The organism is Aromatoleum sp., from assembly GCF_035254505.1.
GTDB lineage: Bacteria > Pseudomonadota > Gammaproteobacteria > Burkholderiales > Rhodocyclaceae > Aromatoleum.
Genome location: NZ_DATFAO010000013.1, coordinates 51,923 through 72,217, shown reverse-complemented (window position 1 = coordinate 72,217; position 20,295 = coordinate 51,923). Strand labels below are relative to the sequence as shown.

Below are 20,295 nucleotides of genomic sequence, written 5' to 3'. Positions count from 1 at the left end.
ATGCGCGACGTGCGTACCCGTCCCCACCGCGAAACCTGGCTGAAGCGCCCTCCACGCGCGACTGTTTTCCGCAAGCTGCGCCCCTGGCTCGTCGATCCCGGCTCGCTGACGGCGAGGATACGCGCGCGCTGCGATCGCTTCGCCGTCAAGGTCCTGCGCCAGCGGCTCGCGCTGCCGCATCGGGACGAAGCGAGCCTGCTTGGCCTGCGCCGAGGCGAACTCGCGTGGCTGCGCGAAGTCCTGCTCGTCGCCAACGGAGTCCCCGTCGTCTTCGCGCGTTCGCTGTTGCCGCGCGCCAACGTACGCGGCGCCTGGAACCTCTTCCACGGCATCGGCGCCCGGCCACTCGGCGCGGCACTCTTCGCCGACCCCGCGATCAGCCGCCGGGCGCTCACCTGCACCTGCCTCGACCGGCGCGACGCGCGCTATCATTTGGCCGGCGCCGCCGTCGCACCGCGCGCGCTGCCGCCCCGCGTGTGGGCCCGCCGCTCGCTCTTCCGCCTGCACGGCCGCGCGCTGCTCGTGAGCGAAACCTTCCTGCCGACGATCCTGGAACTGCCTGAATGATGTCCGCACCGCTGCCACTGTCCGCCCGCCTGCCGATCTACCTGCGGCTGATGCGCCTGGACAAACCGATCGGCATCCTGCTCCTCGTGTGGCCGACCCTGTGGGCGCTGTGGCTCGCCGCCGACGGCCGTCCGCCGCTTGCCGTCGTCGCGATCTTCGTCGTCGGCACGGTGCTGATGCGCTCGGCCGGCTGCGTGATCAACGACTACGCCGACCGCGACTTCGACGGCCACGTCGAGCGCACCAAGAACCGCCCGCTCGCGACCGGTGTCGTCACCACGCGCGAAGCGCTGCTGCTCGCCGCCGGCCTGTCGCTCGTCGCCTTCATGCTGATCCTGCCGCTCAACCCGCTCGTGCTGTGGCTGTCGCTGCCGGCGGTGTTCCTCGCCGCGAGCTACCCCTTCATGAAGCGCTTCTTCGCGATTCCGCAGGCCTACCTCGGCATCGCGTTCGGCTTCGGCATCCCGATGGCCTTCGCCGCGCTGCAGGAGACGGTCCCCGCCAGTGCGTGGTGGCTCCTCCTCGGCAACATCTTCTGGACCGTTGCCTACGACACCGAATACGCGATGGTCGACCGCCCCGACGACCTCAAGATCGGCATCAAGACCTCGGCGATCACCTTCGGCCGCTTCGACGTCGCCGCGGTGATGCTGTGCTATGCCGTCGCCTTCGCGCTGTTCGCCGCGGTCGGCATCGCGGCAGGGCGGGGCCCGGTCTTCTTCGCGGGCCTCGTTGCCGCCGCCGGCATCGCCGGCTATCACTACACGCTGATCCGCCATCGCGATCGCGCGCGCTGCTTCAAGGCCTTTCTGCACAACAACTGGGTCGGTGCGACGATCTTCGCCGGCCTCGCCATCGACTACATTGCGTTTCCCGCCGTCTGAACTAGGTTAAAGGGGCAGCGCGGTCCGGTCCCGCGCCCCCTCCGGAGGAAATGACGATGAAGAAGAGCCTGATTGCGGCCCTGCTGATGGTGCTATCCGGCAGTGCCCTCGCGTTCCACTGTCCCGCAGACATGAAGAAGATCGACGATGCGATGGCGAAGAACCCGCAACTCACCGCCGAGCAGATGGCCGAAGTGAAGAAGCTGCGCGCCGACGGCGAAGCGCTGCACAAGGCCGGCAAGCATCAGGAGTCGGTGGACACCCTCGGAAAGGCGATGAAGATCCTCAAGATCTAGCCTGGACCCATCGAACTTTCACCCTCGGGGCCGCCTAGCGCGGCCCTCGGCGCTGGCCACCTCGCGGCCCTTCTTTTTCGTATCCCGTTGCTGCAGCATGGGCGTTCCGTCCTCATCCGGCTTAAAATCCGCCCGGACACCTCCCGGACGCACCCATGCACTTCATGAACGCCCTCCAGGCCGCCTGGCAGAGCCGCAACAGCCTGCTCTGCGTCGGCCTTGACCCCGATCCCGCGCGCATCCCGGCCCACCTGCAAGGCCGCCCCGACGCCATCTTCGAATTCTGCAAGGGCATCGTCGACGCGACTGCCGACCTCGTCTGCTCATTCAAGCCCCAGATCGCCTACTTCGCTGCCCGCCGCGCCGAAGACCAGCTCGAAGCGCTGATCGACCACATCCACGAACGCCATCCCGGGACCCCGGTGATACTCGACGCCAAGCGCGGGGACATCGGCAGCACCGCGACGCAATACGCCGTCGAAGCCTTCGAACGCTACCGCGCCGACGCGATCACCGTGAACCCCTACATGGGCCGGGACTCGGTCGAGCCCTACCTCGAATACCCCGACAAGGGCGTGATCCTGCTGTGCCGCACCTCCAACCCGGGCGGCAGCGACCTGCAGTTCCTCGACGTCAAGGGCGGCGAGCGTCTCTTCGAGCGCGTCGCACGCCTCGTTGCCGGTGAATGGAACGCCAGCGGCAACTGCGGCCTCGTCGTCGGTGCGACCTTCCCGGCCGAGATCGCCCGCGTGCGCTCCATCGTCGGCGACATGCCGCTCCTCGTGCCCGGCATCGGCGCACAGGGCGGCGACATCGCCGAGACGGTGCAGGCCGGCGCGACCGCCGCCGGCACCGGCCTGATGATCAACTCCTCGCGCGCGATACTTTACGCCGGCAAGGACGAGGACTACGCCGAAGCGGCCCGCCGCGCCGCACTCGAAACCCGCGACGCGATCAACGAGTGCCGCTAATGCCCTCCAATTGACAGCCTCCGGGCAGCTCCTACAATAAGAGCTATCCAGAGTCTGTCATATGGCTAGCCATGAAGACCGTCCCCGTCTACGAAGCGAAGAACCGCTTTTCCGAATTGCTCGCCGCCGTGGAGCAGGGCGAAGTCGTGTCGATCACCCGCCGTGGGGTGCCGGTCGCGCGCCTCGTCGCGGAGTCCGGCGAGATGGCGGGCGCCGTCGGTCGGCGCAAGCGCGTGGCCGATGCGCTGGCATCCCTGCGCCACATTCGGACTTCGCTGAAGCTTGAAGGCGACCTCAAGGCGATCGCTCGCGACGGGCTCGACTGAGTGCCCTTCGTCATCGACAACTCCGTAGTCTGCGGCTGGTTCATCGACGGTCAGGCCTCGGCCTATTCCGACGCCGTCGCCGATCTGCTGCTCGACGACCGGGCCGTCGCTCCCGCGCTGCTGCAACTCGAAATCGCGAACGTCCTGCGTACGGCCTGCCGCCGTGGCCGCCTGATTGCCCGCGAAGCGCATGCCGTCATCGAGCAGCTCGAGGCGCTGCCGATCGAGTTCGACCGTGCTACACCGGGACCCGCCGCCATCCTGTCGCTTGCTCTGCGCCACGACCTGTCGAGCTACGATGCCGCTTACCTGGAACTGGCGCTGCGCCTCCAACTGCCGATCGCGACTGTGGACGAGGCGCTGGCGGAGGCCGCCCGAGCGGCCGGCGTCGGTGTCGTCCGAGTGGAGTGAGCGACGGCGTTCCCCCAAATCCAACAACCTGAGCAACGCATCCGCGTCCGTATGAAATACCACGACCTCCGCGACTTCATCGCCCAGCTTGAACAGCGCGGCGAGCTCAAGCGCATCCGCATGCCCGTCGACACCCACCTCGAAATGACCGAGATCGCCGATCGCGTGCTGCGCGCCGGCGGCCCTGCGCTGCTCTTCGAGAACCCGATGACGCGCGGCGTGCCGCAGACGATGCCAGTCCTCGCCAACCTCTTCGGTACCCCCGAGCGCGTCGCCCTCGGCATGGGCGAGGAACTCCCGGACGGCAACTGGCAGACGCCGCTACGTGAAGTCGGCAAACTCCTCGCCTTCCTCAAGGAGCCCGAGCCGCCGAAGGGCCTCAAGGACGCGTGGGAAAAGCTCCCCGCCTTCCGCCAGGTGCTCAACATGTCGCCGAAGGAAGTCCGCTCCGCCCCCTGCCAGGAAGTCGTCTGGGAAGGCCAGGACGTCGACCTCGCGAAGCTCCCGATCCAGCACTGCTGGCCCGGCGACGTCGCGCCGCTGATCACCTGGGGCCTCGTCGTCACGCGCGGCCCCGGCAAGAAGCGCCAGAACCTCGGCATCTACCGCCAACAGGTGCTCGGGCCCAACCGCGTGATCATGCGGTGGCTCGCCCACCGCGGCGGCGCCCTCGACTTCCGTGAGCACCAGTTCGCCCACCCCGGCGAGCCCTTCAAGGTCGCCGTCGTGCTCGGCTGCGATCCGGCGACCATCCTCGGCGCCGTCACGCCGGTACCCGACACGCTGTCCGAATACCAGTTCGCAGGCCTCCTGCGCGGCGCGAAAACCGAGCTCGTGCAATGCCTCGGCTCCGACCTGCAGGTGCCGGCCTCGGCCGAGATCGTGCTCGAAGGTGTGATCCACCCCAACGACATCGCCCCCGAAGGCCCCTACGGCGACCACACCGGCTACTACAACGAAGTCTCGGAGTTCCCTGTCTTCACGATCGAGCGCATCACGATGCGCAAGGACCCGATCTACCACTCGACCTACACCGGCAAGCCCCCCGACGAGCCGGCGATGCTCGGCGTGGCCCTCAACGAAGTCTTCGTGCCGCTGCTGCAGAAGCAGTTCCCCGAGATCATCGACTTCTATCTGCCCCCCGAAGGCTGCTCGTATCGCCTCGCGGTCGTCAGCATCCGCAAGCAGTACCCCGGCCACGCCAAGCGCGTGATGTTCGGCATCTGGAGCTTCCTGCGCCAGTTCATGTACACGAAGTTCATCATCGTCGTCGACGACGACGTGAACATCCGTGACTGGAAGGAAGTGATCTGGGCGATGACGACCCGCGTCGACGCGACCCGCGACACCGTGATGGTCGACAACACCCCGATCGACTACCTCGACTTCGCGAGCCCCGTGGCGAGCCTCGGCAGCAAGATGGGGCTCGACGCCACCAACAAGTGGCCGGGCGAGACGAACCGCGAATGGGGCCGCCCGATCGTGATGGATGCCGCAGTCAAGGAGCGGGTTGACGCGATGTGGGCTGAACTCGGGCTGTAGCGCGCCGTCCACGCTGGACGCGCACCCAATGCGGGGGATAACTGATGGCTTCCTACCAGACCGACAAACTGCCCCAGCCCGCCGCCGACCTCGGCGGGCTCGTCACCCTGACGCACGTGATCTACGCGCTGCACGCCTTCGCGGTGGTCACGGGCGTCGTCGGCTCGGCGACCATCATCGGCAGCTTCGTCGCAAGCCTGCCGTCGATTCTTGCAGTGTTCCTGAACTATCTGAAGCGCAGCGCCGTCCGCGGCACCTGGCTCGAAAGTCATTTCCGCTGGCAGATCCGCACCTTCTGGTTCGCTCTCTTGTGGATTGTCGTCGCGGTGTGGCTGGTGCTGACCGTGATCGGCTTGCCGTTCGCCCTCGCGCTCGTCGCCGGGGCAGGCCTGTGGGTCGTCTATCGGGTCGTGCGCGGCTGGGCGAACCTGCTCGACCGCAGCATGATGCCGATGCCGCAGGACTGAGGCCGAACAAGGGTCGTGTCCCAGCCGGCAGACCCCGTCTGACCCCGAAGCAGCCGACGCGGCCGCTCAGGCCATCGATAGGCTGAGCCCGCACGATTCGAGTGGAAGCTCGGCCTTCCTCCTCATCTTGCCGATTTTTCGCCTCCGGTCGCCCATACCCACTCGAGCAGCGCATCCTGCGCCGCCTGCGTGCCGCTCGCCTCCGGGTGATTCACCAGCATCACGACCACATGCCGCCGCCCGTTGTGGTCGAGCACGTAACCGGCGAAGGACTTCACGCCGTTGATCGAACCCGTCTTGATATGGGCGCTGCCACGGGCAGGACTGTCGTACAGCCGGCCACGTGCCGTACCGTCCTGTCCGGCGATCGGCAGCGACGCGATGAATTCAGGCATGAAAGGGCGCCGCCAGGCCGCGAGCAGGATCTCGCCGAGCGTGCGTGCGCTGACGCGCTCGATGCGCGACAGCCCCGACCCGTTCTCAAGCGTCAGCCCCGCCGTCGCGATGCCGTCGGCCGCAAGCTGATCGCGCGCGACCTGAGCGCCGCCGGCCACCATGTCGATCGCAGCCGGACTGTCGATCCCGAGATTCGCCAACAGCTCGCGCGCGATCACGTTGCTCGACCACTTGTTCATCTCGCGGATGACTTCCGCCAAGGTGGGCGACGTGTCGACGAGGAGCGGCCGCAGCTCGAGGGGTGTCACGCCGCTGCGCACCGTGCCTTCGATCCGGCCGCCAACCTCGTTCCACAGCGCCGCGACCAAGGCCACGCCATACTGCTCGGGCGACAATGGCGCCGTCGCCCAGTCACGTTGCCCGCAACTCGCCGGCAAGGTCCCCTGCAGCAACAGCCGCGGCCCGTTCGCCCCGATGTCCATCGCCGCCTCGAGATTGCCGTACCACACGCCGCAGGAGCCGGGCGCAGTCCGGATGCGGTTGTCGATCTCCAGCCCTTTCAGCGTCGGGCTCGCCGCGACGGCGACTGCCTCGCCGGCCGTCTCCGAGGGCACCAGGCGCAGCTGCAGCGTATTGAAGTGCATCAGCAGCCCGTAGGCGCCGCTGTTGTAGGGACGCAGCGGCTTGCCGTCGAAGGCGCCGGGATCGTGCGGTGGCAGGCGCAATGCCGAACCGTCGAGGACGATGTCGCCGCGGATCGTCTCGATGCCCAACGCCCGTACCTGGCGCAACAGCTTCCACATGCGCTCGTGGGTCAGCATCGGATCCGCCCCGCCGGTGACGTAGAGGTTTCCGTCGAGCACGCCGCTCACGACCGGGCCGCCGGCCGCGATCCGTGTCGTCCAGGTATACGCCGGCCCCAAGCGCTCGAAGGCGACAAAGGCCGTCACCACTTTCATCACCGAAGCCGGATTCATCGCCCGTCCGGCATTGACCTGCAGCCGCGGCTTGTCCGCATCGACCGGCTGCACCCAGACGCCGACGTCCGCGGGCGACACATGCGCCGCCTCCAGCGCCTGGCGCACGCTGGGCGGCAATTCATCGGCGCCGGCCGTGGCCAGCCAGCAGCTCAACAGGAAGAGGGCGGACAGGCGGCAGAGCGAGCGCAGAGTCATCGGAGAAACGAGTTGTTGCGGGAGCGGGCGACGGCGCATATTCCTAAGAGATACAATTTGTCTCTTCCAGGCCGCGCGGCGCATCATTCTACGCCGCGCATCCTTGCCGATTCCGCGATAACGGGTGATTCAATGATTCTGGTGACAGGCGGTGCAGGCTTCATTGGTGCCAACTTCGTGCTCGACTGGCTGCGTGCGAGCGACGAACCGGTCCTCAACCTCGACGCGCTGACCTACGCGGGCAATCCCGAGAACCTCGCCTCCCTCGCGGGCGACGCCCGCCACGTGTTCGTCCATGGCGACATCTGCGACCGCGCCCTCATCGACCGCCTGCTCGCCGAACACCGGCCGCGCGCGATCGTCCATTTCGCCGCAGAGAGCCACGTCGACCGCTCGATCCACGGCCCCGGCGACTTCGTCCGCACCAATGTCGAAGGCACTTTCACGCTGCTCGAAGCATCGCGCGCCTACTGGTCCGCCCTCGAAGAGCCCGCGCAGGCCGCCTTCCGCTTCCTACATGTGTCGACCGACGAAGTCTACGGCTCGCTCGGCCCGAACGACCCCCCCTTCGCCGAGACCAAGGCCTACGAGCCGAATAGCCCCTACTCCGCGAGCAAGGCCGCGTCCGACCACCTCGTGCGCGCGTGGCATCACACCTACGGCCTGCCAGTGCTCACGACCAACTGCTCGAACAACTACGGCCCCTACCAGTTCCCTGAGAAGCTCATCCCGCTGATGATCGCCAACGCGCTCGCCGGCAAGGCGCTGCCGATCTATGGTGACGGCCGCAACGTGCGCGACTGGCTCTACGTCGGCGATCACTGCGCCGCGATCCGCGAAGTGCTCGCCCGCGGCCGTGTCGGCGAGACCTACAATGTCGGCGGCTGGAACGAGATGCCCAACCTCGACATCGTGCACACGGTCTGCGCGCTGCTCGACGAACTGCGCCCCGACCTCGCCGGCCCGCATGCGCGCCTCATCACCTACGTCACCGACCGCCCCGGCCACGATCGCCGCTACGCGATCGACGCACGCAAGATCGAACGCGAGCTCGGCTGGCGCCCGGCCGAAACCTTCGAAACCGGCATCCGCAAGACCGTCGCGTGGTACCTCGCCAATCAGGACTGGGTCGCCCATGTCCAGTCCGGCAGCTACCGGGAATGGGTCGAACGCAACTACGGAGAACGCTGAGCCATGAGCACGCGCAAAGGCATCATCCTTGCCGGCGGATCCGGCACCCGTCTGCACCCGGCCACCCTCGCGGTGTCGAAGCAGCTGCTGCCGGTCTACGACAAACCGATGATCTACTACCCGCTCAGTACGCTGATGCTGGCGGGCATCCGCGAGATCCTGATCATCTCCACGCCGCAGGACACGCCGCGCTTCCAGCAACTGCTCGGCGACGGCACCCGCTGGGGCCTGCACCTGCAATATGCCGTTCAGCCGAGCCCGGACGGCCTCGCACAAGCCTTCCTGATCGGCGAAGACTTCCTCGCCGGCGGCCCGTCCGCGCTCGTGCTCGGCGACAACCTCTTCTACGGTCACGAATTCGCCGACGACCTCAAGCACGCGGCGCAGCGCACGTCCGGCGCCACCGTCTTCGCGTATCCCGTCACCGACCCCGAACGCTACGGCGTCGTCGAATTCGACGATGCCGGCCACGCCGTCAGCCTCGAGGAAAAACCCGCCAAACCCAAGAGCCGCTACGCCGTCACCGGCCTCTACTTCTACGACAACCGCGTCGTCGAGATCGCCCGCGGCCTCAAGCCCAGCCCGCGCGGCGAACTCGAGATCACCGACGTCAACCGCCACTACCTGGATGAGGGCGCCCTCGACGTCCAGGTCATGGGCCGCGGCCACGCCTGGCTCGACACCGGCACCCACGAAAGCCTGCTCGACGCGAGTCTCTTCATCCAGACCATCGAAAAACGTCAAGGCTTGAAAGTCTCCTGTCCCGAAGAGATTGCCTGGCGCGCCGGCTGGATCGACAGCGCGCAGCTCGCCGAACTGGCCCGTCCACTGGCAAAGAACGGTTACGGCCAGTACCTGCAACGTCTGCTCGAAGAGAAGGTCTTCTGATGAAGGTGACTCCAACTGCCATTTCCGACGTGCTCCTGATCGAACCCAAGGTTTTCGGCGACGCCCGCGGCTTCTTCTTCGAAAGCTTCAACGCGCGCGCCTTCCGTGAGGCGACCGGTCTCGATGAGCAGTTCGTGCAGGACAACCATTCGCGCTCCGCACAAGGCGTGTTGCGCGGCCTGCATTACCAGATCCACCAGCCGCAGGGGAAGCTCGTGCGCGTCGTGCGGGGCGCGGTTTTCGATGTCGTCGTCGATCTGCGCCGCCGTTCGCCGACCTTCGGACGCTGGGTCGGCATCGAACTCTCCGAGGACAACCACCGTCAGATGTGGATTCCGCCCGGCTTCGCACACGGCTTCGTCGTCGTTTCCGAATCCGCGGACTTCCTCTACAAGACCACCGACTACTACGCCCCCGAGCACGAACGTTGCCTGCAGTGGAACGATCCGACGGTGGGCGTCGAATGGCCGCTCGCGGGCGAGCCGCAGCTCTCGGGCAAGGATCGCGCCGGCAAACCCCTGGCCGAATGCGAGGTCTTCGAATGAAGCTGCTTCTCACCGGTGCAAACGGCCAGGTCGGCTGGGAACTCGCGCGTTCGCTGATGCCGCTCGGCGAGGTCGTGGCGCTCGATCGCAGCCGCTGCGACCTGTCGCGTCCGGAAACGCTCGCAGCGCTGATCGCCGAGCACGCCCCGGACGTCATCGTCAATGCCGCCGCCTACACTGCCGTCGACAAGGCCGAAAGCGAGGAAGCCCTCGCGACCACGATCAATGGCGCAGCACCCGGCGAGCTCGCGCGAGCTGCGAAGGCCGTCGGCGCACTGCTGATCCACTATTCGACCGACTACGTCTTCGACGGCAGCAAGTCCGGCCCCTACATCGAGGACGACCCCGTCGCACCGCTCAACGCCTACGGCCGCAGCAAGCTTGCTGGCGAAGAGGCGATCGGCGACAGCGGCTGCGACCACCTGATCCTGCGCACCACCTGGGTCTTCGCCTCGCGCGGCGGCAACTTCGTGCGCACGATGCTGCGCCTCGGCGCCGAGCGGGAGCAGCTTCGCGTCGTTGCCGACCAGTGGGGCGCGCCGACCTGGGCGCGCAACATCGCCGACGCCACCGCGCAGATCGTCGCTCGCGCTCACCAGGAGCGCTGTCAGGGCGGCTTCGTCTCGGGCGTCTTCAACCTCGCCTCCCGCGGCGAGACGTCGTGGCACGGGTTTGCCGAAGCCATCTTTGCGATGGCCCGCGAACGGCTGCCGCAGCGCCCCCTGAAGGTCGCCCGCATCGACCCGATCCCCGCCGCCGACTACCCGACCCCGGCAGCCCGTCCCGCCAATTCGCGCCTCGCGCTCGATCGCGTCCAGGCCCGTTTCGGCATCGTGATGCCTCCGTGGCAGGCCGCGCTTGCGCGCTGCCTCGACGAATTGGCCCCACGTTGAGGAGTTTCTAGCAGATGAGTGGTTTCGAACATTTTTCGCGCGACGCGAGCGAACTGGAGCGCGAGATTCTCAAGCGCGGGATCCTGCTCGCCCTGAACTGGTCCGACCGCGGCGTAATGCGGGCGCTGGCACGCGAAGCGCTGCAGGGCGGCGCCGCGCATACGCAGGCCCTGCTCGCCGACCCCGACCCGCGTCTCCAGGCGCGCGGCGAACTTTTCGCGCTCGGCGTGCTGATGCTGCGCGTGATGGAGGAAAGCGCCGACACCGGCGTGCACACGCACGGCGGAACGGCGTGGAAAGCCTTCGGCAGCGCGCTGATCGAAGAGGCGAGCGCGCTGCCCGACGAAGCGTAGTCCGTCCGCCGCTCAGCGGACGGGCGTCTCCAGCGCGTACAACGATTCGACCGTCTCGCGCTGGCGGATCAGCAGGGCACGCTCGCCGTCCACCATCACCTCGGCCGCGCGCGGCCGGGTGTTGTAGTTCGAGCTCATCGCCATGCCATAGGCGCCCGCCGACAGCAGCGCCACGAGGTCGCCCTCGAGCAGCGCGAGTTCGCGGTCATGCGCCAGAAAATCCCCGCTCTCGCAGATCGGCCCGACGATCTCGTAATTGCGTGCCGCTTCGGTGTGTGGAGCAACCGCGACGACCTCGTGGTAGGCGTCGTACAGCGCCGGCCGCGCCAGATCGTTCATCGCAGCGTCGACGATCGCGAAATTCTTCTCCTCGCCCGGCTTGAGATATTCGACCCGGGTCAGCAGCAGCCCCGCGTTGCCGACCAGCGAACGCCCCGGCTCGAAACACAGCTCTTCCCGGCGTCCCGCGAAGATCGCCAGCAGCGGCGCCAGGTATTGCTCGACGCTCGGCGGTTCCTCGTCGCGATAGCGGATGCCGAGCCCACCGCCCAGGTCGATATGATCGAGCACGATCCCTTCGGCCCCCAGTCGGTCCACGAGGCGCAGGACCTTTTCCGCCGCCTCGGCGATCGGCGCCGGGTCGAGGAGCTGCGAACCGATGTGGCAGGCGATGCCGCTGACCTTGAGATGGGGCAGGGCCGCCGCACGGCGGTAGAGATCGAAAGCCGCGTCGATCGCGACGCCGAACTTGTTGCTCTTCAGGCCGGTCGAGATATAGGGATGAGTCTTGGGATCGACGTCCGGATTCACGCGGAAGGCGATCGGAGCAACCTTCCCGAGTTCTCCGGCCACTTCGTTCAGTCGATCGATTTCCGCGGCGGATTCGACGTTGAAGCAGCGAATCTCAGCCTGCAGCGCCTGGCGCATCTCCGCGCGACTCTTGCCGACCCCGGAGAACACCACCTTTCCCGCGTCGCCGCCCGCCGCAAGCACCCGCGACAGCTCGCCGCCGGAAACGATATCGAAGCCCGCGCCGAGCTGCGCAAACACCGACAGCACACCGAGGCTCGAGTTGGCCTTCACCGCGTAACACACCAGCGATCGGCAGCCGGTCAGCGCGTCGCGGTAGGCGACGAAGGCATCCGTCAGCGCTTGGCGCGAATAGACGTAGGTCGGCGTGCCGTGCGTCTGTGCGATGTCGGCAAGCGGAACGCCCTCCACCTGCAGTCCTGCGGACCCGGCTTGGAGCGTGGGGATGGGGAAGGCGGCGGTCATTTCGTTTCGCTCGGGGTCGAGGGGGCTTTGTTATGATCGACGGTAGCCGGCGACGCCTTGGTCGGTGCGGGCGGAGGAGGCAGGGTCAGGGGCCCCTTGATTCCGCAACCGCTCAGGATCAGTGCGCCGCATAGCGCCGTAGCTCGCAGGATGGCTTGCATGGTGTCGTCGGTCGGAAAAACGCGAATGCTAACAGAAGGAACGAGCATGGAAGAATCGGCATTCAATGCCTTGGCGGAAGCTGAACTCGCGCGCGTCGAAGCAGCCCTCGAGGCATGCGGCGTGGATCTGGATCTCGAAACCAAGCCCGGCGGGATCCTCGAGGTGGAATTCGACAACGGCACCAAAGTCATCATCAACCGCCATTCGGCGGCGCGCGAGATCTGGGTCGCGGCGAAATCGGGCGGCTTTCACTTCCGGCCCGTCGATGGCCAGTGGATTTCAGGCCGCGACGGTCAGGAACTCTATGCGCTGCTGTCCGACGTCGTGAGCCAGCAATCCGGGGAGAGCGTCAGGCTGACTCCAGCCTGAACGGCTCTCCCGCGGTTGGCCGCTAATGGGTGACCGGTTTGGCGGTTCGTTCGACCACCGGCGCCGGCAAGCCCTGAAGCAGGCGTGCGGCCAGCGTTCCGTCGTCCGGCGCTTCCGACGGCGGCGGCAGGTTGTTGGGCACCGCTAGCGGGGCGGGCGGCTGATTCTCACGGTAGATGTATTCGTCACGTCCGGTCGACGACGCAATCTGCACCAGCCCGTCTGGCATCGGCAGCGCTTTCTCCGGTTGGTCCGCCAGCGCCGTACGCATGTAATTGATCCATGTCGGTAGCGCCGCGAAGCCGCCGGTCTCGCCCCTGCCCAGGTTGTGCGGCTGGTCGAAGCCCATCCAGCTGATCGCGACCACCTCGGGGTTGTAGCCCGCAAACCAAGCGTCGACGTAATCGTTGGTCGTGCCCGTCTTGCCCGCGATATCGGCACGCTTGAGCGCCAGCGCCTTGGTCGCGGTCCCCTTGCGCACGACGTCCTGCATCATCGAGTTCATCAGCCAGGCATTGCGCGGATCGATCACGCGCGGCGCGCTTTCGCCCGCCTGCGGTGGATCAACGCGCGCAACAACTCGCCCTTCCCCATCGATGATCTCCTTCACGACATAGGGCGTCACGCGATAACCGCCATTGGCGAACACCGCGTAAGCGGTCGCCATCTGCCACGGCGACACCATCCCGGCGCCGAGCGCCATCGTCAGATAGGGCGGATGCTGCTCCGCCTCGAAGCCGAAGCGCGTGATGTAGTCCTGGGCGTACTCAGGCGAAATCGCGCGCAACAAGCGGATCGAGATCATGTTCTTCGAGCGCGCCAGCGCGTCGCGCAGCGTCATCGGTCCGTCGAACTTGCCGTCGTAGTTCTTGGGCTCCCAGTCCTTGCTGCCTGTCACGCCCGCCGGGAAGAAGAGCGGCGCGTCCTCTTCCACACTGCTCGGCGAGTAGCCCCGCTCGAGCGCCGCCGAATAGATGAAAGGCTTGAAGCTCGACCCCGCCTGGCGCATCGCCTGCGTCACGTGGTTGAATTTGTTGCGGTTGAAGTCGAAACCGCCGATCAATGCGCGAACCGCACCCGTATGCGCGTCGATCGACACCAGCGCCGCCTCGACCTCCGGCAACTGCACGATCTCCCAGCCCTTGTCGCCGCCGTTGTTGCGGATGCGCACGATCGCGCCCGGACGCACGCGCTTGGCCGGCGGCGCACGATCGTTCAGCATCGGCGCCGCAAACGTCAGCCCGCTGCCGGTGATGTCGATCGTCTCGCCGTGGCGATACACCCGCACCTTCTTCGGATTCGCGTCGAGAACGAGCGCCGCGAGCATGTCGTCGTAGTCGGTCACATCGGCGAGGGCCTCGTCGAGATGCTCCTCGTCCTTGAGCGAAAACTCCTTCGTGTCGACAAAGCTCTCCGGCCCGCGATAGCCGTGGCGACGATCGTAGTCGAACACTCCTTGCCGTACCGCGCGATAGGCGGCCAGCTGGTCGTTCCGCGTCACCGTCGTCACGATCCGGATCCCGGACTGATATGCATCCTCGCCGAATTGCTCCACGGCGATCTGGCGCGCCATTTCGGCGACGTAGTCTCCCCGCGGCGTGTTCTGGTTCGAGTGCCCGGAAGCCAGCACCAGCCGCTCGGCATTGGAGGCCTCCAGTGTCTTCTCGTCGATGGCGCCGGTCTCATACATCCGGCGAAGCACATAGTGCTGACGCAAGGTCGCCCGTTTCGGATTGACGATCGGGTTATAGGCAGACGGCGCCTTGGGCAAGCCTGCCAGCATCGCCGCTTCTGCAATCGTCAAGTCCTTCAGCGACTTGTCGAAATACGCGCGCGCCGCCGCCGAAAAGCCATAGGCGCGCTGACCGAGGTAGATCTGGTTCACGTACAGCTCCAGAATCTGATCCTTGGCGAGGCTCCGCTCGATCTTGAGCGCGAGGAGAATCTCGTAGAGCTTGCGGTTGAAGGTCTTTTCGCGCGTCAGGAAGAAATTGCGCGCGACCTGCATCGTGATCGTCGACGCGCCCTGGCCACGTCCGCCCGACACAACGTTTGACACTGCAGCCCGGATAATGCCAAAGACATCGATTCCGGGGTGTTCGTAAAAGCGTTCGTCCTCTGCGGCCAGGATCGCCTGCTTCAGTGACGCCGGCACGTCCTCAATCTTCACGACCGAGCGGCGCTCCTCGCCAAACTCGCCCAGTAGATATCCATCCGACGTGTATACTCGCAGCGGCACCTTGGGACGGTAGTCGGTCAGAACATCAAGCGGGGGAAGGTTCGGCCAGGCCAACGCGGAAACCGCCGCGAGCGTGGCCGCGCCGGCGATGATCAGTCCGATCAGGCCGGCAATCGGGTAAAAAACCCAGCGCATCTAGAATCCAAAAATGGGGAACGGGGAGGGGATTATACGATCCGGGGTCGAGGCCCTCCAATGCCGTTTGTCAAGCCCGCCGCTTTACAGTGCAACAGCTTGTTGCTAGCATCTCACAAGCTTATTCAGTATTGGCGCATAACATGAAGAAATTTAAGGATTTTCTTTGTGATTGATTTCTCCCTGTTTCGACCAAAGACGCGCCAGCTTGTCGGGCTCGATATTTCATCTTCATCAGTGAAGATGCTCGAGCTTGTGGGGGGCGACAAGGATTCCTACCGGATCGAACGGTACGCCATCGAACCCCTGCCGCGCGACGCCGTTGTCGACGGCAATATCGCCAATCTCGAGGGCGTCAGCGAAGCGATCCGTCGTGCATTGCGCCGTATGGGCGGCGGCATCAAGAATGCCGCGGTGGCCCTCCCAGCGTCGGCGGTCATCACCAAGAAGATGATCCTGCAAGGCGGCTTGCGCGACCAGGAGATGGAGCTTCAGGTCGAGTCCGAGGCGAGCCAATACATCCCGTTTGCGCTCGAAGAGGTCAATCTCGATTTTCAGGTCGTCGGTCCCGCTCCCGGTAGCCCGGAGGAAGTCGAAGTTCTGATCGCTGCGTCGCGCAAGGAAAAGGTCGAAGACCGTGTGGCCGTCGCCGAGTCTGCCGGACTGAAGGCCGTCGTGATGGACGTCGAGTCCTTCGCGGCCGAAGCGGCGTTCGAACTCGTTGCCCAGCGCCTGCCGGGCGGCAGCGCCAACAAGATCGTGGCGGTTATCGATGTCGGCGCCAACGTCATGAACGTCAGCGTCTTGCGCAACGGCCAGCAGCTGTATGCGCGCGAGCAGGCGTTCGGCGGCAACCAGCTGACGCAGGAGATCGCGCGCCAGTACGGCATGAGCGTCGAGGATGCCGAAGCCGCGAAGCGCGGCGGCGGCCTCCCGGAAGACTACGAGCGCGACCTGCTGCGTCCCTTCATGGACAGCCTGGCACTCGAAGTCTCACGCGCGCTGCAGTTCTTCTTCACTTCGACGCAGTACAACCAGGTCGACCATATCGTCCTTGCCGGCGGCTGTGCCGTGATGCCCGGTCTGTCCGACGTCGTGGGCGGTCGCACCCAGGTGCCCACCGTTGTCGCCAATCCTTTTGCCGGCATGGCGCTGTCGTCGCGTGTCAGGCCGAAAAACCTCCTGGCCGATGCTCCGTCGCTGATGGTCGCGTGTGGCTTGGCCTTGCGGAGATTCGATTCATGATTCGAATCAATCTATTGCCTCACCGGGAATTGAAGCGCCGCGAACGGCGCCAGCAATTCTTCGTTATATCCGGTGCCATGGCCCTCGTCGGTGTCGTGATCGGTGTCGCCGTACATGGCGTCTATGCTGGATATATCGAGCATCAAGAGCGCCGGAACGCTTTTCTGAAAACCGAAATCACCAAGGTCGATTCACAGATCGCCGAGATCAAGCGGCTCCGCGAACAGATCGACGCTTTGCTCGCCCGTAAACAGGTCATCGAGTCGCTGCAGGAAACCCGTTCGCAGTCGGTGCAGATCTTGAACGAGCTCGCCAAACGGGTACCCGACGGTATCTACCTCAAGTCGATCAAGCAGACCGGGCAGAAGGTCGCACTGGCCGGCTATGCCCAATCCAATTCGCGCGTATCGACGCTCATGCGGGCGCTGGATGAATCGCCATTCCTGCAGCAGCCGGGGTTGGTCGAAGTCAAAGCGGCCACGCTCAATAATCGCCGAGTCAGCGAATTCGCATTGAACGTGAATATCGAACGGCCGAAGGCCGAAGATATGGCGGGGGCAAAAAAATGAAGCTGGGCAAATCAAGCAACATCGATTTTGCGCAGCTTGCGCAGGACTTCAAGGGGCTCGATCCAAATGACCCGGGCGCCTGGCCTTTGGCGCCGCGAATCGCGGTGTTCATCGCTCTGCTCGTGGCGGTCGTAGCCTTGGCTTGGTGGTTCGACTGGAGCGACCGGGCCGTGGTCCTCGAGCAACGCCAGGCAGAAGAGGAGCAGCTGCGCCAGGACTGGCTCACCAAGAAGAAATTGGCGGTCAATCTTGAAGCCTACAAGATGCAGCTGGAGGAAATCGACAGACAGTTCGGTGCGCTGCTGAAACAGCTGCCGAATAAGGCAGAAATGGACTCGTTGCTCGCCGACATCAACCAGGCGGGACTCGGTCGCGGGTTGCAGTTCGATCTGTTCAAGCCCGGAACCGAAGGGGTGAAGGATTTCTACGCGGAGATGCCGATTGATGTCAAGATTTCCGGGCGATATGCCGATTTCGGGGCTTTCGCTGAGGATGTGGCCGGGATGCCGCGGATCGTTACATTGAGCGACTTGGCCATCGAAGGGCAGAAGGACGGCACGCTCAAGATGGACGCGAAGGCAATCACGTATCGCTATCTTGACGAAGAAGAATTGGCCCGGAAGCGGCAGCAAGAAAAGGCTGCGAAGGCCGCGAAGGGAGGCAAGTGATCACGTCATGAAGCGCCTTCTTATAATCATGTTTGCCCTTTTGCTGGGTGCCTGCTCGAGCGACCAGGAAGATATCGAAGCCTGGATGCATGAGCAGGAAAAGGGGATGGCAGGCTCGGTGAAGCCCTTGCCCGAAATGAAACCGTACGTGGCGGCGAAGTATGACGGCTCCGTGGGCTCGGATCCGTTCCAGGCGACCAGAATCGAGCCCGAAACGAAGACTGCCAGCCGGGGCGGACCGGATCTTGATCGTCGCAGGGAGCCCCTGGAGGCGTTTCCGCTCGAGTCCCTGCAATTGGTCGGCGTCATGATGCAGAACAAGAAAGTCCACGCGTTGGTGCGAGCGGACAAGAATCTGTATCAGGTTCGTGTCGGAAATTACATGGGGCAAAATTTCGGTCTTGTGACCGCGATCTCAGATTCCGAAGTCACCGTCAAGGAACTCGTCGAAGATCTGAACGGCGATTGGGTTGAGCGCAACAGCAAGCTGCTGTTGCAGGAGGCAAAAAAATGAGAAGTGCAAGCTTGATTGCGCTGCTTTTCGCAGCGATCACCCTGACGGTGCCGGCCTCCGCGGCGCTGGCGCAAAGCAACGCGACTGCCAGCAAGGAGGCGAACAACCGGATCGAGAATCTGGAGGTATCCCAGCGGGGCGGGACCGTCTATCTCAAGCTGACGCTCAAGGAGCCGCTGGCGAATCCTCCCGCCGGTTTCAGCGTCGCCAATCCGGCTCGCATCGCCTTCGATTTTCCGGGTACCGCCAACGGCCTCGGTCGGAGTCAGCAGGACATCGGTCAGGGGGACGTGCGCAGCGCGAACATCGTGCAGGCGGGGGATAGAACGCGTCTCGTCCTGAATATGACGAGAGTGTCGCCCTTCGAGTCACGTGTAGATGGGCGCGACGTCATCATCACGCTTGCTCCGGCCGGACGCGACGTTGCCGACACGACGCAAGTGTCGCAAGCCATGGCCAATTTCGCCGCACCCAAGTCGCCCGGGGTCGCTGCAGCGGGAGCCATTCGCGACATCAACTTCCGTCGCGGCAAGGACGGAGAAGGGCGTGTGGTCGTGCAGTTGGCGAATCCTGAAACCGGGATCGATATTCGCCAGCAGGGCGGGAATCTCGTCGTCGAATTCCTCAAGGCATCGCTTCCCGAGCATCTCCAGCGCCGCTCCGATGTCACTGACTTCGCCACGCCAGTCACTTCGTTTAGTGCCCATGCTCAGGGCGAGAACGTCCGGCTTGTGGTGACGCCAAATGGGAAATGGGAGCACAACGCCTATCAGAGCGATTCGCAATTCGTACTGGAAGTGCGCCGAGTCGTCGAAGATCCGAACAAGCTCGTCCAAGGCACACGTGGCAAATTCGGCGGAGAGAAGCTGTCACTGAATTTCCAGAACATCGACGTGCGCTCGGTGCTGCAAGTCATTGCGGACTTCACGAACTTCAACATCATCACGAGCGATTCGGTACAGGGCAACCTGACCCTGCGCCTGAAGGATGTGCCGTGGGACCAAGCGCTGGACATCATCCTCCAGTCGAAGGGCCTCGACATGCGCAAGTCGGGCAACGTGATCTGGATTGCCCCGGCGGAAGAGCTGGCGACGCGTGAAAAATTGCAGTTGGAAGCCAAGGCGCAGATCGGGGATCTGGAGCCCCTGCAGACAGAAAGCTTCCAGATCAACTACCACAACGCGAAGGAAATCTTCGAGTTCCTCAAGAGCAAAGACCAGACCGTTCTGTCGAAGCGTGGCAGCGTCGTCGTGGATGAGCGTTCCAACCGTCTGTTCGTTACCGATGTCTCGACTCGGCTTGCGGCAGTGGCCAACCTGATTAAGGAAATCGACATCGTGCCGCGCCAGGTGATGATCGAAGCCCGGGTGGTCGAGGCGAACAAGGACTTTGCGCGTGATCTTGGAGTCAGGCTAGGTTATGGTGCATCCGGGGCGCTTAGCTTCGGAAAGGGCGGGCGAATTGGCCTTGGATCTAGCGAGTTTGCCACCGTTAGTAGCGACGGAAAAATTACGACCGATGCTGGCCAGATGATCAATTCAACCATTCACCGAATTGGTGAGTCGGCGACGAGCGGTGGAAGCTTCCTGCCAACGACACCGTACGGGTCGCTTAACTTGACGCTTTTCAACTCAAGCTTGACGCGCTTCCTGAACCTCGAACTGGCTGCCCTTGAATCGGATGGCCGTGGTCGAGTCGTGTCAAGTCCGCGCATCCTGACGGCAAACCAAGTTGAAGCGACGATCAAGCAGGGCCAGGAAATTCCTTACGTGACGCCGTCCAGCGGCACCGAGCCGCCGACCGTGAAGTTCAAGGACGCCGTGCTGATGTTGAAGGTACGCCCGCAGATTACGCCGGACGGGCGGGTGCAGTTGAAGGTTGAGGTTAACAAGGACCGTGCGGACTTCAGCCGCAGCATCAACGGCAACCCGCCGATCGACAAGAAGAGTGTCACAACAGAAGTAATGGTCGAAAATGGTGGTACTGTTGTGATCGGTGGAGTGTTCGAAGAGGAAGAAACCGCAAACGTGGACCGCGTTCCAGTACTCGGCGAGTTGCCGTTCATCGGTGCGTTGTTCCGCTCGACGAATACGAGTAGTGCCCGTCGCGAACTGCTGGTCTTCCTCACCCCCAAGATCGTTTCGGAGGCACTGACCCTCAAGTGAGGCGCGTGCCGCCCGCTTGAACTGCTGTTTGAGTACAGCGAAAAGTAAC

The 20,295-nt window shown here is 64.6% G+C and carries 23 protein-coding genes; 19 read left to right on the top strand and 4 right to left on the bottom strand.

Features of this window, described 5'->3' with window-relative positions:
• The 8 genes from VJ673_RS01925 (at nucleotide 1) to VJ673_RS01890 (ending at nucleotide 5,464) form a co-directional block, all read left to right on the top strand.
• Nucleotides 1-567, top strand: a complete 567-nt coding sequence (locus VJ673_RS01925) for a chorismate--pyruvate lyase family protein (protein WP_324124347.1) — start codon at nucleotides 1-3, stop codon at nucleotides 565-567.
• Nucleotides 564-1,451, top strand: coding sequence for a 4-hydroxybenzoate octaprenyltransferase (gene ubiA / locus VJ673_RS01920; RefSeq protein ID WP_414635623.1), 888 nt, complete (start codon nucleotides 564-566; stop codon nucleotides 1,449-1,451). Before VJ673_RS01925 ends, ubiA begins: the two co-directional genes overlap by 4 nt.
• Nucleotides 1,452-1,507: 56 nt before the next feature.
• Complete coding sequence (locus VJ673_RS01915) at nucleotides 1,508-1,747, top strand: PA2433 domain-containing protein (protein ID WP_324124322.1); 240 nt, start codon at nucleotides 1,508-1,510, stop codon at nucleotides 1,745-1,747.
• A gap of 155 nt (nucleotides 1,748-1,902) precedes the next feature.
• Complete coding sequence (gene pyrF / locus VJ673_RS01910) at nucleotides 1,903-2,718, top strand: orotidine-5'-phosphate decarboxylase (protein ID WP_324124321.1); 816 nt, start codon at nucleotides 1,903-1,905, stop codon at nucleotides 2,716-2,718.
• Nucleotides 2,719-2,789: 71 nt separating this feature from the next.
• Nucleotides 2,790-3,044 carry a type II toxin-antitoxin system Phd/YefM family antitoxin gene (locus VJ673_RS01905; RefSeq protein ID WP_324124320.1) on the top strand — a complete coding sequence of 85 codons (255 nt, stop codon included), beginning with the start codon at nucleotides 2,790-2,792 and terminating at the stop codon, nucleotides 3,042-3,044.
• Nucleotides 3,045-3,455, top strand: coding sequence for a type II toxin-antitoxin system VapC family toxin (locus tag VJ673_RS01900; RefSeq protein WP_324124319.1), 411 nt, complete (start codon nucleotides 3,045-3,047; stop codon nucleotides 3,453-3,455).
• Between the two features lie 51 nt (nucleotides 3,456-3,506).
• Nucleotides 3,507-4,997: a 4-hydroxy-3-polyprenylbenzoate decarboxylase gene (gene ubiD / locus VJ673_RS01895; RefSeq protein ID WP_324124318.1), complete on the top strand. Its 1,491-nt coding sequence runs from the start codon at nucleotides 3,507-3,509 to the stop codon at nucleotides 4,995-4,997.
• Nucleotides 4,998-5,041: 44 nt separating this feature from the next.
• A complete protein-coding gene (locus VJ673_RS01890) occupies nucleotides 5,042-5,464 on the top strand; it encodes a DUF4870 family protein (protein ID WP_324124317.1) in 423 nt (140 codons plus the stop codon).
• Between the two features lie 122 nt (nucleotides 5,465-5,586).
• On the opposite strand, the gene dacB is transcribed toward VJ673_RS01890, so the two are convergent.
• On the bottom strand, nucleotides 5,587-7,035 hold the full coding sequence (gene dacB / locus VJ673_RS01885; protein WP_324124316.1) for a D-alanyl-D-alanine carboxypeptidase/D-alanyl-D-alanine endopeptidase: 1,449 nt from the start codon (nucleotides 7,033-7,035) through the stop codon (nucleotides 5,587-5,589).
• 132 nt (nucleotides 7,036-7,167) lie between these two features.
• On the opposite strand from dacB, the gene rfbB reads away from it, so the two are divergent.
• The 5 genes from rfbB to VJ673_RS01860 are packed head-to-tail and all read left to right on the top strand — an operon-like array spanning nucleotide 7,168 to nucleotide 10,905.
• Entirely contained in the window at nucleotides 7,168-8,226 is a 1,059-nt protein-coding gene (gene rfbB, locus VJ673_RS01880) for a dTDP-glucose 4,6-dehydratase (protein ID WP_324124315.1), read from the top strand.
• Nucleotides 8,227-8,229: 3 nt separating this feature from the next.
• On the top strand, nucleotides 8,230-9,114 hold the full coding sequence (gene rfbA / locus VJ673_RS01875) for a glucose-1-phosphate thymidylyltransferase RfbA (RefSeq protein ID WP_324124314.1): 885 nt from the start codon (nucleotides 8,230-8,232) through the stop codon (nucleotides 9,112-9,114).
• A complete protein-coding gene (gene rfbC, locus VJ673_RS01870) occupies nucleotides 9,114-9,659 on the top strand; it encodes a dTDP-4-dehydrorhamnose 3,5-epimerase (RefSeq protein WP_324124313.1) in 546 nt (181 codons plus the stop codon). The genes rfbA and rfbC overlap by 1 nt, the downstream gene beginning before the upstream one ends.
• Complete coding sequence (gene rfbD / locus VJ673_RS01865; protein ID WP_324124312.1) at nucleotides 9,656-10,552, top strand: dTDP-4-dehydrorhamnose reductase; 897 nt, start codon at nucleotides 9,656-9,658, stop codon at nucleotides 10,550-10,552. Before rfbC ends, rfbD begins: the two co-directional genes overlap by 4 nt.
• Before the next feature lie 14 nt (nucleotides 10,553-10,566).
• Nucleotides 10,567-10,905, top strand: coding sequence for a hypothetical protein (locus VJ673_RS01860; RefSeq protein ID WP_324124311.1), 339 nt, complete (start codon nucleotides 10,567-10,569; stop codon nucleotides 10,903-10,905).
• 12 nt (nucleotides 10,906-10,917) lie between these two features.
• On the opposite strand, the gene lysA is transcribed toward VJ673_RS01860, so the two are convergent.
• Both lysA and lptM read right to left on the bottom strand, forming a co-directional pair.
• Nucleotides 10,918-12,180, bottom strand: a complete 1,263-nt coding sequence (lysA, locus tag VJ673_RS01855) for a diaminopimelate decarboxylase (protein ID WP_324124310.1) — start codon at nucleotides 12,178-12,180, stop codon at nucleotides 10,918-10,920.
• Nucleotides 12,177-12,341 carry an LPS translocon maturation chaperone LptM gene (gene lptM / locus VJ673_RS01850; protein ID WP_324124345.1) on the bottom strand — a complete coding sequence of 55 codons (165 nt, stop codon included), beginning with the start codon at nucleotides 12,339-12,341 and terminating at the stop codon, nucleotides 12,177-12,179. The genes lysA and lptM overlap by 4 nt, the downstream gene beginning before the upstream one ends.
• A 46-nt stretch (nucleotides 12,342-12,387) precedes the next feature.
• On the opposite strand from lptM, the gene cyaY reads away from it, so the two are divergent.
• A complete protein-coding gene (gene cyaY / locus VJ673_RS01845) occupies nucleotides 12,388-12,711 on the top strand; it encodes an iron donor protein CyaY (RefSeq protein WP_324124309.1) in 324 nt (107 codons plus the stop codon).
• A gap of 22 nt (nucleotides 12,712-12,733) precedes the next feature.
• On the opposite strand, the gene VJ673_RS01840 is transcribed toward cyaY, so the two are convergent.
• On the bottom strand, nucleotides 12,734-15,085 hold the full coding sequence (locus tag VJ673_RS01840) for a penicillin-binding protein 1A (protein WP_324124308.1): 2,352 nt from the start codon (nucleotides 15,083-15,085) through the stop codon (nucleotides 12,734-12,736).
• 168 nt (nucleotides 15,086-15,253) lie between these two features.
• On the opposite strand from VJ673_RS01840, the gene VJ673_RS01835 reads away from it, so the two are divergent.
• The 5 genes from VJ673_RS01835 to VJ673_RS01815 are packed head-to-tail and all read left to right on the top strand — an operon-like array spanning nucleotide 15,254 to nucleotide 20,246.
• Complete coding sequence (locus VJ673_RS01835; RefSeq protein WP_324124307.1) at nucleotides 15,254-16,330, top strand: pilus assembly protein PilM; 1,077 nt, start codon at nucleotides 15,254-15,256, stop codon at nucleotides 16,328-16,330.
• Nucleotides 16,327-16,899, top strand: a complete 573-nt coding sequence (locus VJ673_RS01830; protein WP_324124305.1) for a PilN domain-containing protein — start codon at nucleotides 16,327-16,329, stop codon at nucleotides 16,897-16,899. Before VJ673_RS01835 ends, VJ673_RS01830 begins: the two co-directional genes overlap by 4 nt.
• Nucleotides 16,896-17,567: a type IV pilus inner membrane component PilO gene (locus VJ673_RS01825; RefSeq protein ID WP_324124304.1), complete on the top strand. Its 672-nt coding sequence runs from the start codon at nucleotides 16,896-16,898 to the stop codon at nucleotides 17,565-17,567. Before VJ673_RS01830 ends, VJ673_RS01825 begins: the two co-directional genes overlap by 4 nt.
• Before the next feature lie 7 nt (nucleotides 17,568-17,574).
• Nucleotides 17,575-18,081: a pilus assembly protein PilP gene (locus VJ673_RS01820; RefSeq protein WP_324124303.1), complete on the top strand. Its 507-nt coding sequence runs from the start codon at nucleotides 17,575-17,577 to the stop codon at nucleotides 18,079-18,081.
• Complete coding sequence (locus VJ673_RS01815; protein ID WP_324124302.1) at nucleotides 18,078-20,246, top strand: type IV pilus secretin PilQ; 2,169 nt, start codon at nucleotides 18,078-18,080, stop codon at nucleotides 20,244-20,246. The genes VJ673_RS01820 and VJ673_RS01815 overlap by 4 nt, the downstream gene beginning before the upstream one ends.
• Nucleotides 20,247-20,295 lie beyond the last annotated feature (49 nt).

Coding starts and splice junctions, on each gene's coding strand:
- VJ673_RS01925 (WP_324124347.1), top strand. CDS start 1: ATGCGCGACGTGCGTACCCGTCCCCACCGCGAAACCTGGCTGAAGCGC.
- ubiA (WP_414635623.1), top strand. CDS start 564: ATGATGTCCGCACCGCTGCCACTGTCCGCCCGCCTGCCGATCTACCTG.
- VJ673_RS01915 (WP_324124322.1), top strand. CDS start 1,508: ATGAAGAAGAGCCTGATTGCGGCCCTGCTGATGGTGCTATCCGGCAGT.
- pyrF (WP_324124321.1), top strand. CDS start 1,903: ATGCACTTCATGAACGCCCTCCAGGCCGCCTGGCAGAGCCGCAACAGC.
- VJ673_RS01905 (WP_324124320.1), top strand. CDS start 2,790: ATGAAGACCGTCCCCGTCTACGAAGCGAAGAACCGCTTTTCCGAATTG.
- ubiD (WP_324124318.1), top strand. CDS start 3,507: ATGAAATACCACGACCTCCGCGACTTCATCGCCCAGCTTGAACAGCGC.
- VJ673_RS01890 (WP_324124317.1), top strand. CDS start 5,042: ATGGCTTCCTACCAGACCGACAAACTGCCCCAGCCCGCCGCCGACCTC.
- dacB (WP_324124316.1), bottom strand. CDS start 7,035: ATGACTCTGCGCTCGCTCTGCCGCCTGTCCGCCCTCTTCCTGTTGAGC.
- rfbB (WP_324124315.1), top strand. CDS start 7,168: ATGATTCTGGTGACAGGCGGTGCAGGCTTCATTGGTGCCAACTTCGTG.
- rfbA (WP_324124314.1), top strand. CDS start 8,230: ATGAGCACGCGCAAAGGCATCATCCTTGCCGGCGGATCCGGCACCCGT.
- rfbC (WP_324124313.1), top strand. CDS start 9,114: ATGAAGGTGACTCCAACTGCCATTTCCGACGTGCTCCTGATCGAACCC.
- rfbD (WP_324124312.1), top strand. CDS start 9,656: ATGAAGCTGCTTCTCACCGGTGCAAACGGCCAGGTCGGCTGGGAACTC.
- VJ673_RS01860 (WP_324124311.1), top strand. CDS start 10,567: ATGAGTGGTTTCGAACATTTTTCGCGCGACGCGAGCGAACTGGAGCGC.
- lysA (WP_324124310.1), bottom strand. CDS start 12,180: ATGACCGCCGCCTTCCCCATCCCCACGCTCCAAGCCGGGTCCGCAGGA.
- lptM (WP_324124345.1), bottom strand. CDS start 12,341: ATGCAAGCCATCCTGCGAGCTACGGCGCTATGCGGCGCACTGATCCTG.
- cyaY (WP_324124309.1), top strand. CDS start 12,388: ATGGAAGAATCGGCATTCAATGCCTTGGCGGAAGCTGAACTCGCGCGC.
- VJ673_RS01840 (WP_324124308.1), bottom strand. CDS start 15,085: ATGCGCTGGGTTTTTTACCCGATTGCCGGCCTGATCGGACTGATCATC.
- VJ673_RS01830 (WP_324124305.1), top strand. CDS start 16,327: ATGATTCGAATCAATCTATTGCCTCACCGGGAATTGAAGCGCCGCGAA.
- VJ673_RS01825 (WP_324124304.1), top strand. CDS start 16,896: ATGAAGCTGGGCAAATCAAGCAACATCGATTTTGCGCAGCTTGCGCAG.
- VJ673_RS01820 (WP_324124303.1), top strand. CDS start 17,575: ATGAAGCGCCTTCTTATAATCATGTTTGCCCTTTTGCTGGGTGCCTGC.
- VJ673_RS01815 (WP_324124302.1), top strand. CDS start 18,078: ATGAGAAGTGCAAGCTTGATTGCGCTGCTTTTCGCAGCGATCACCCTG.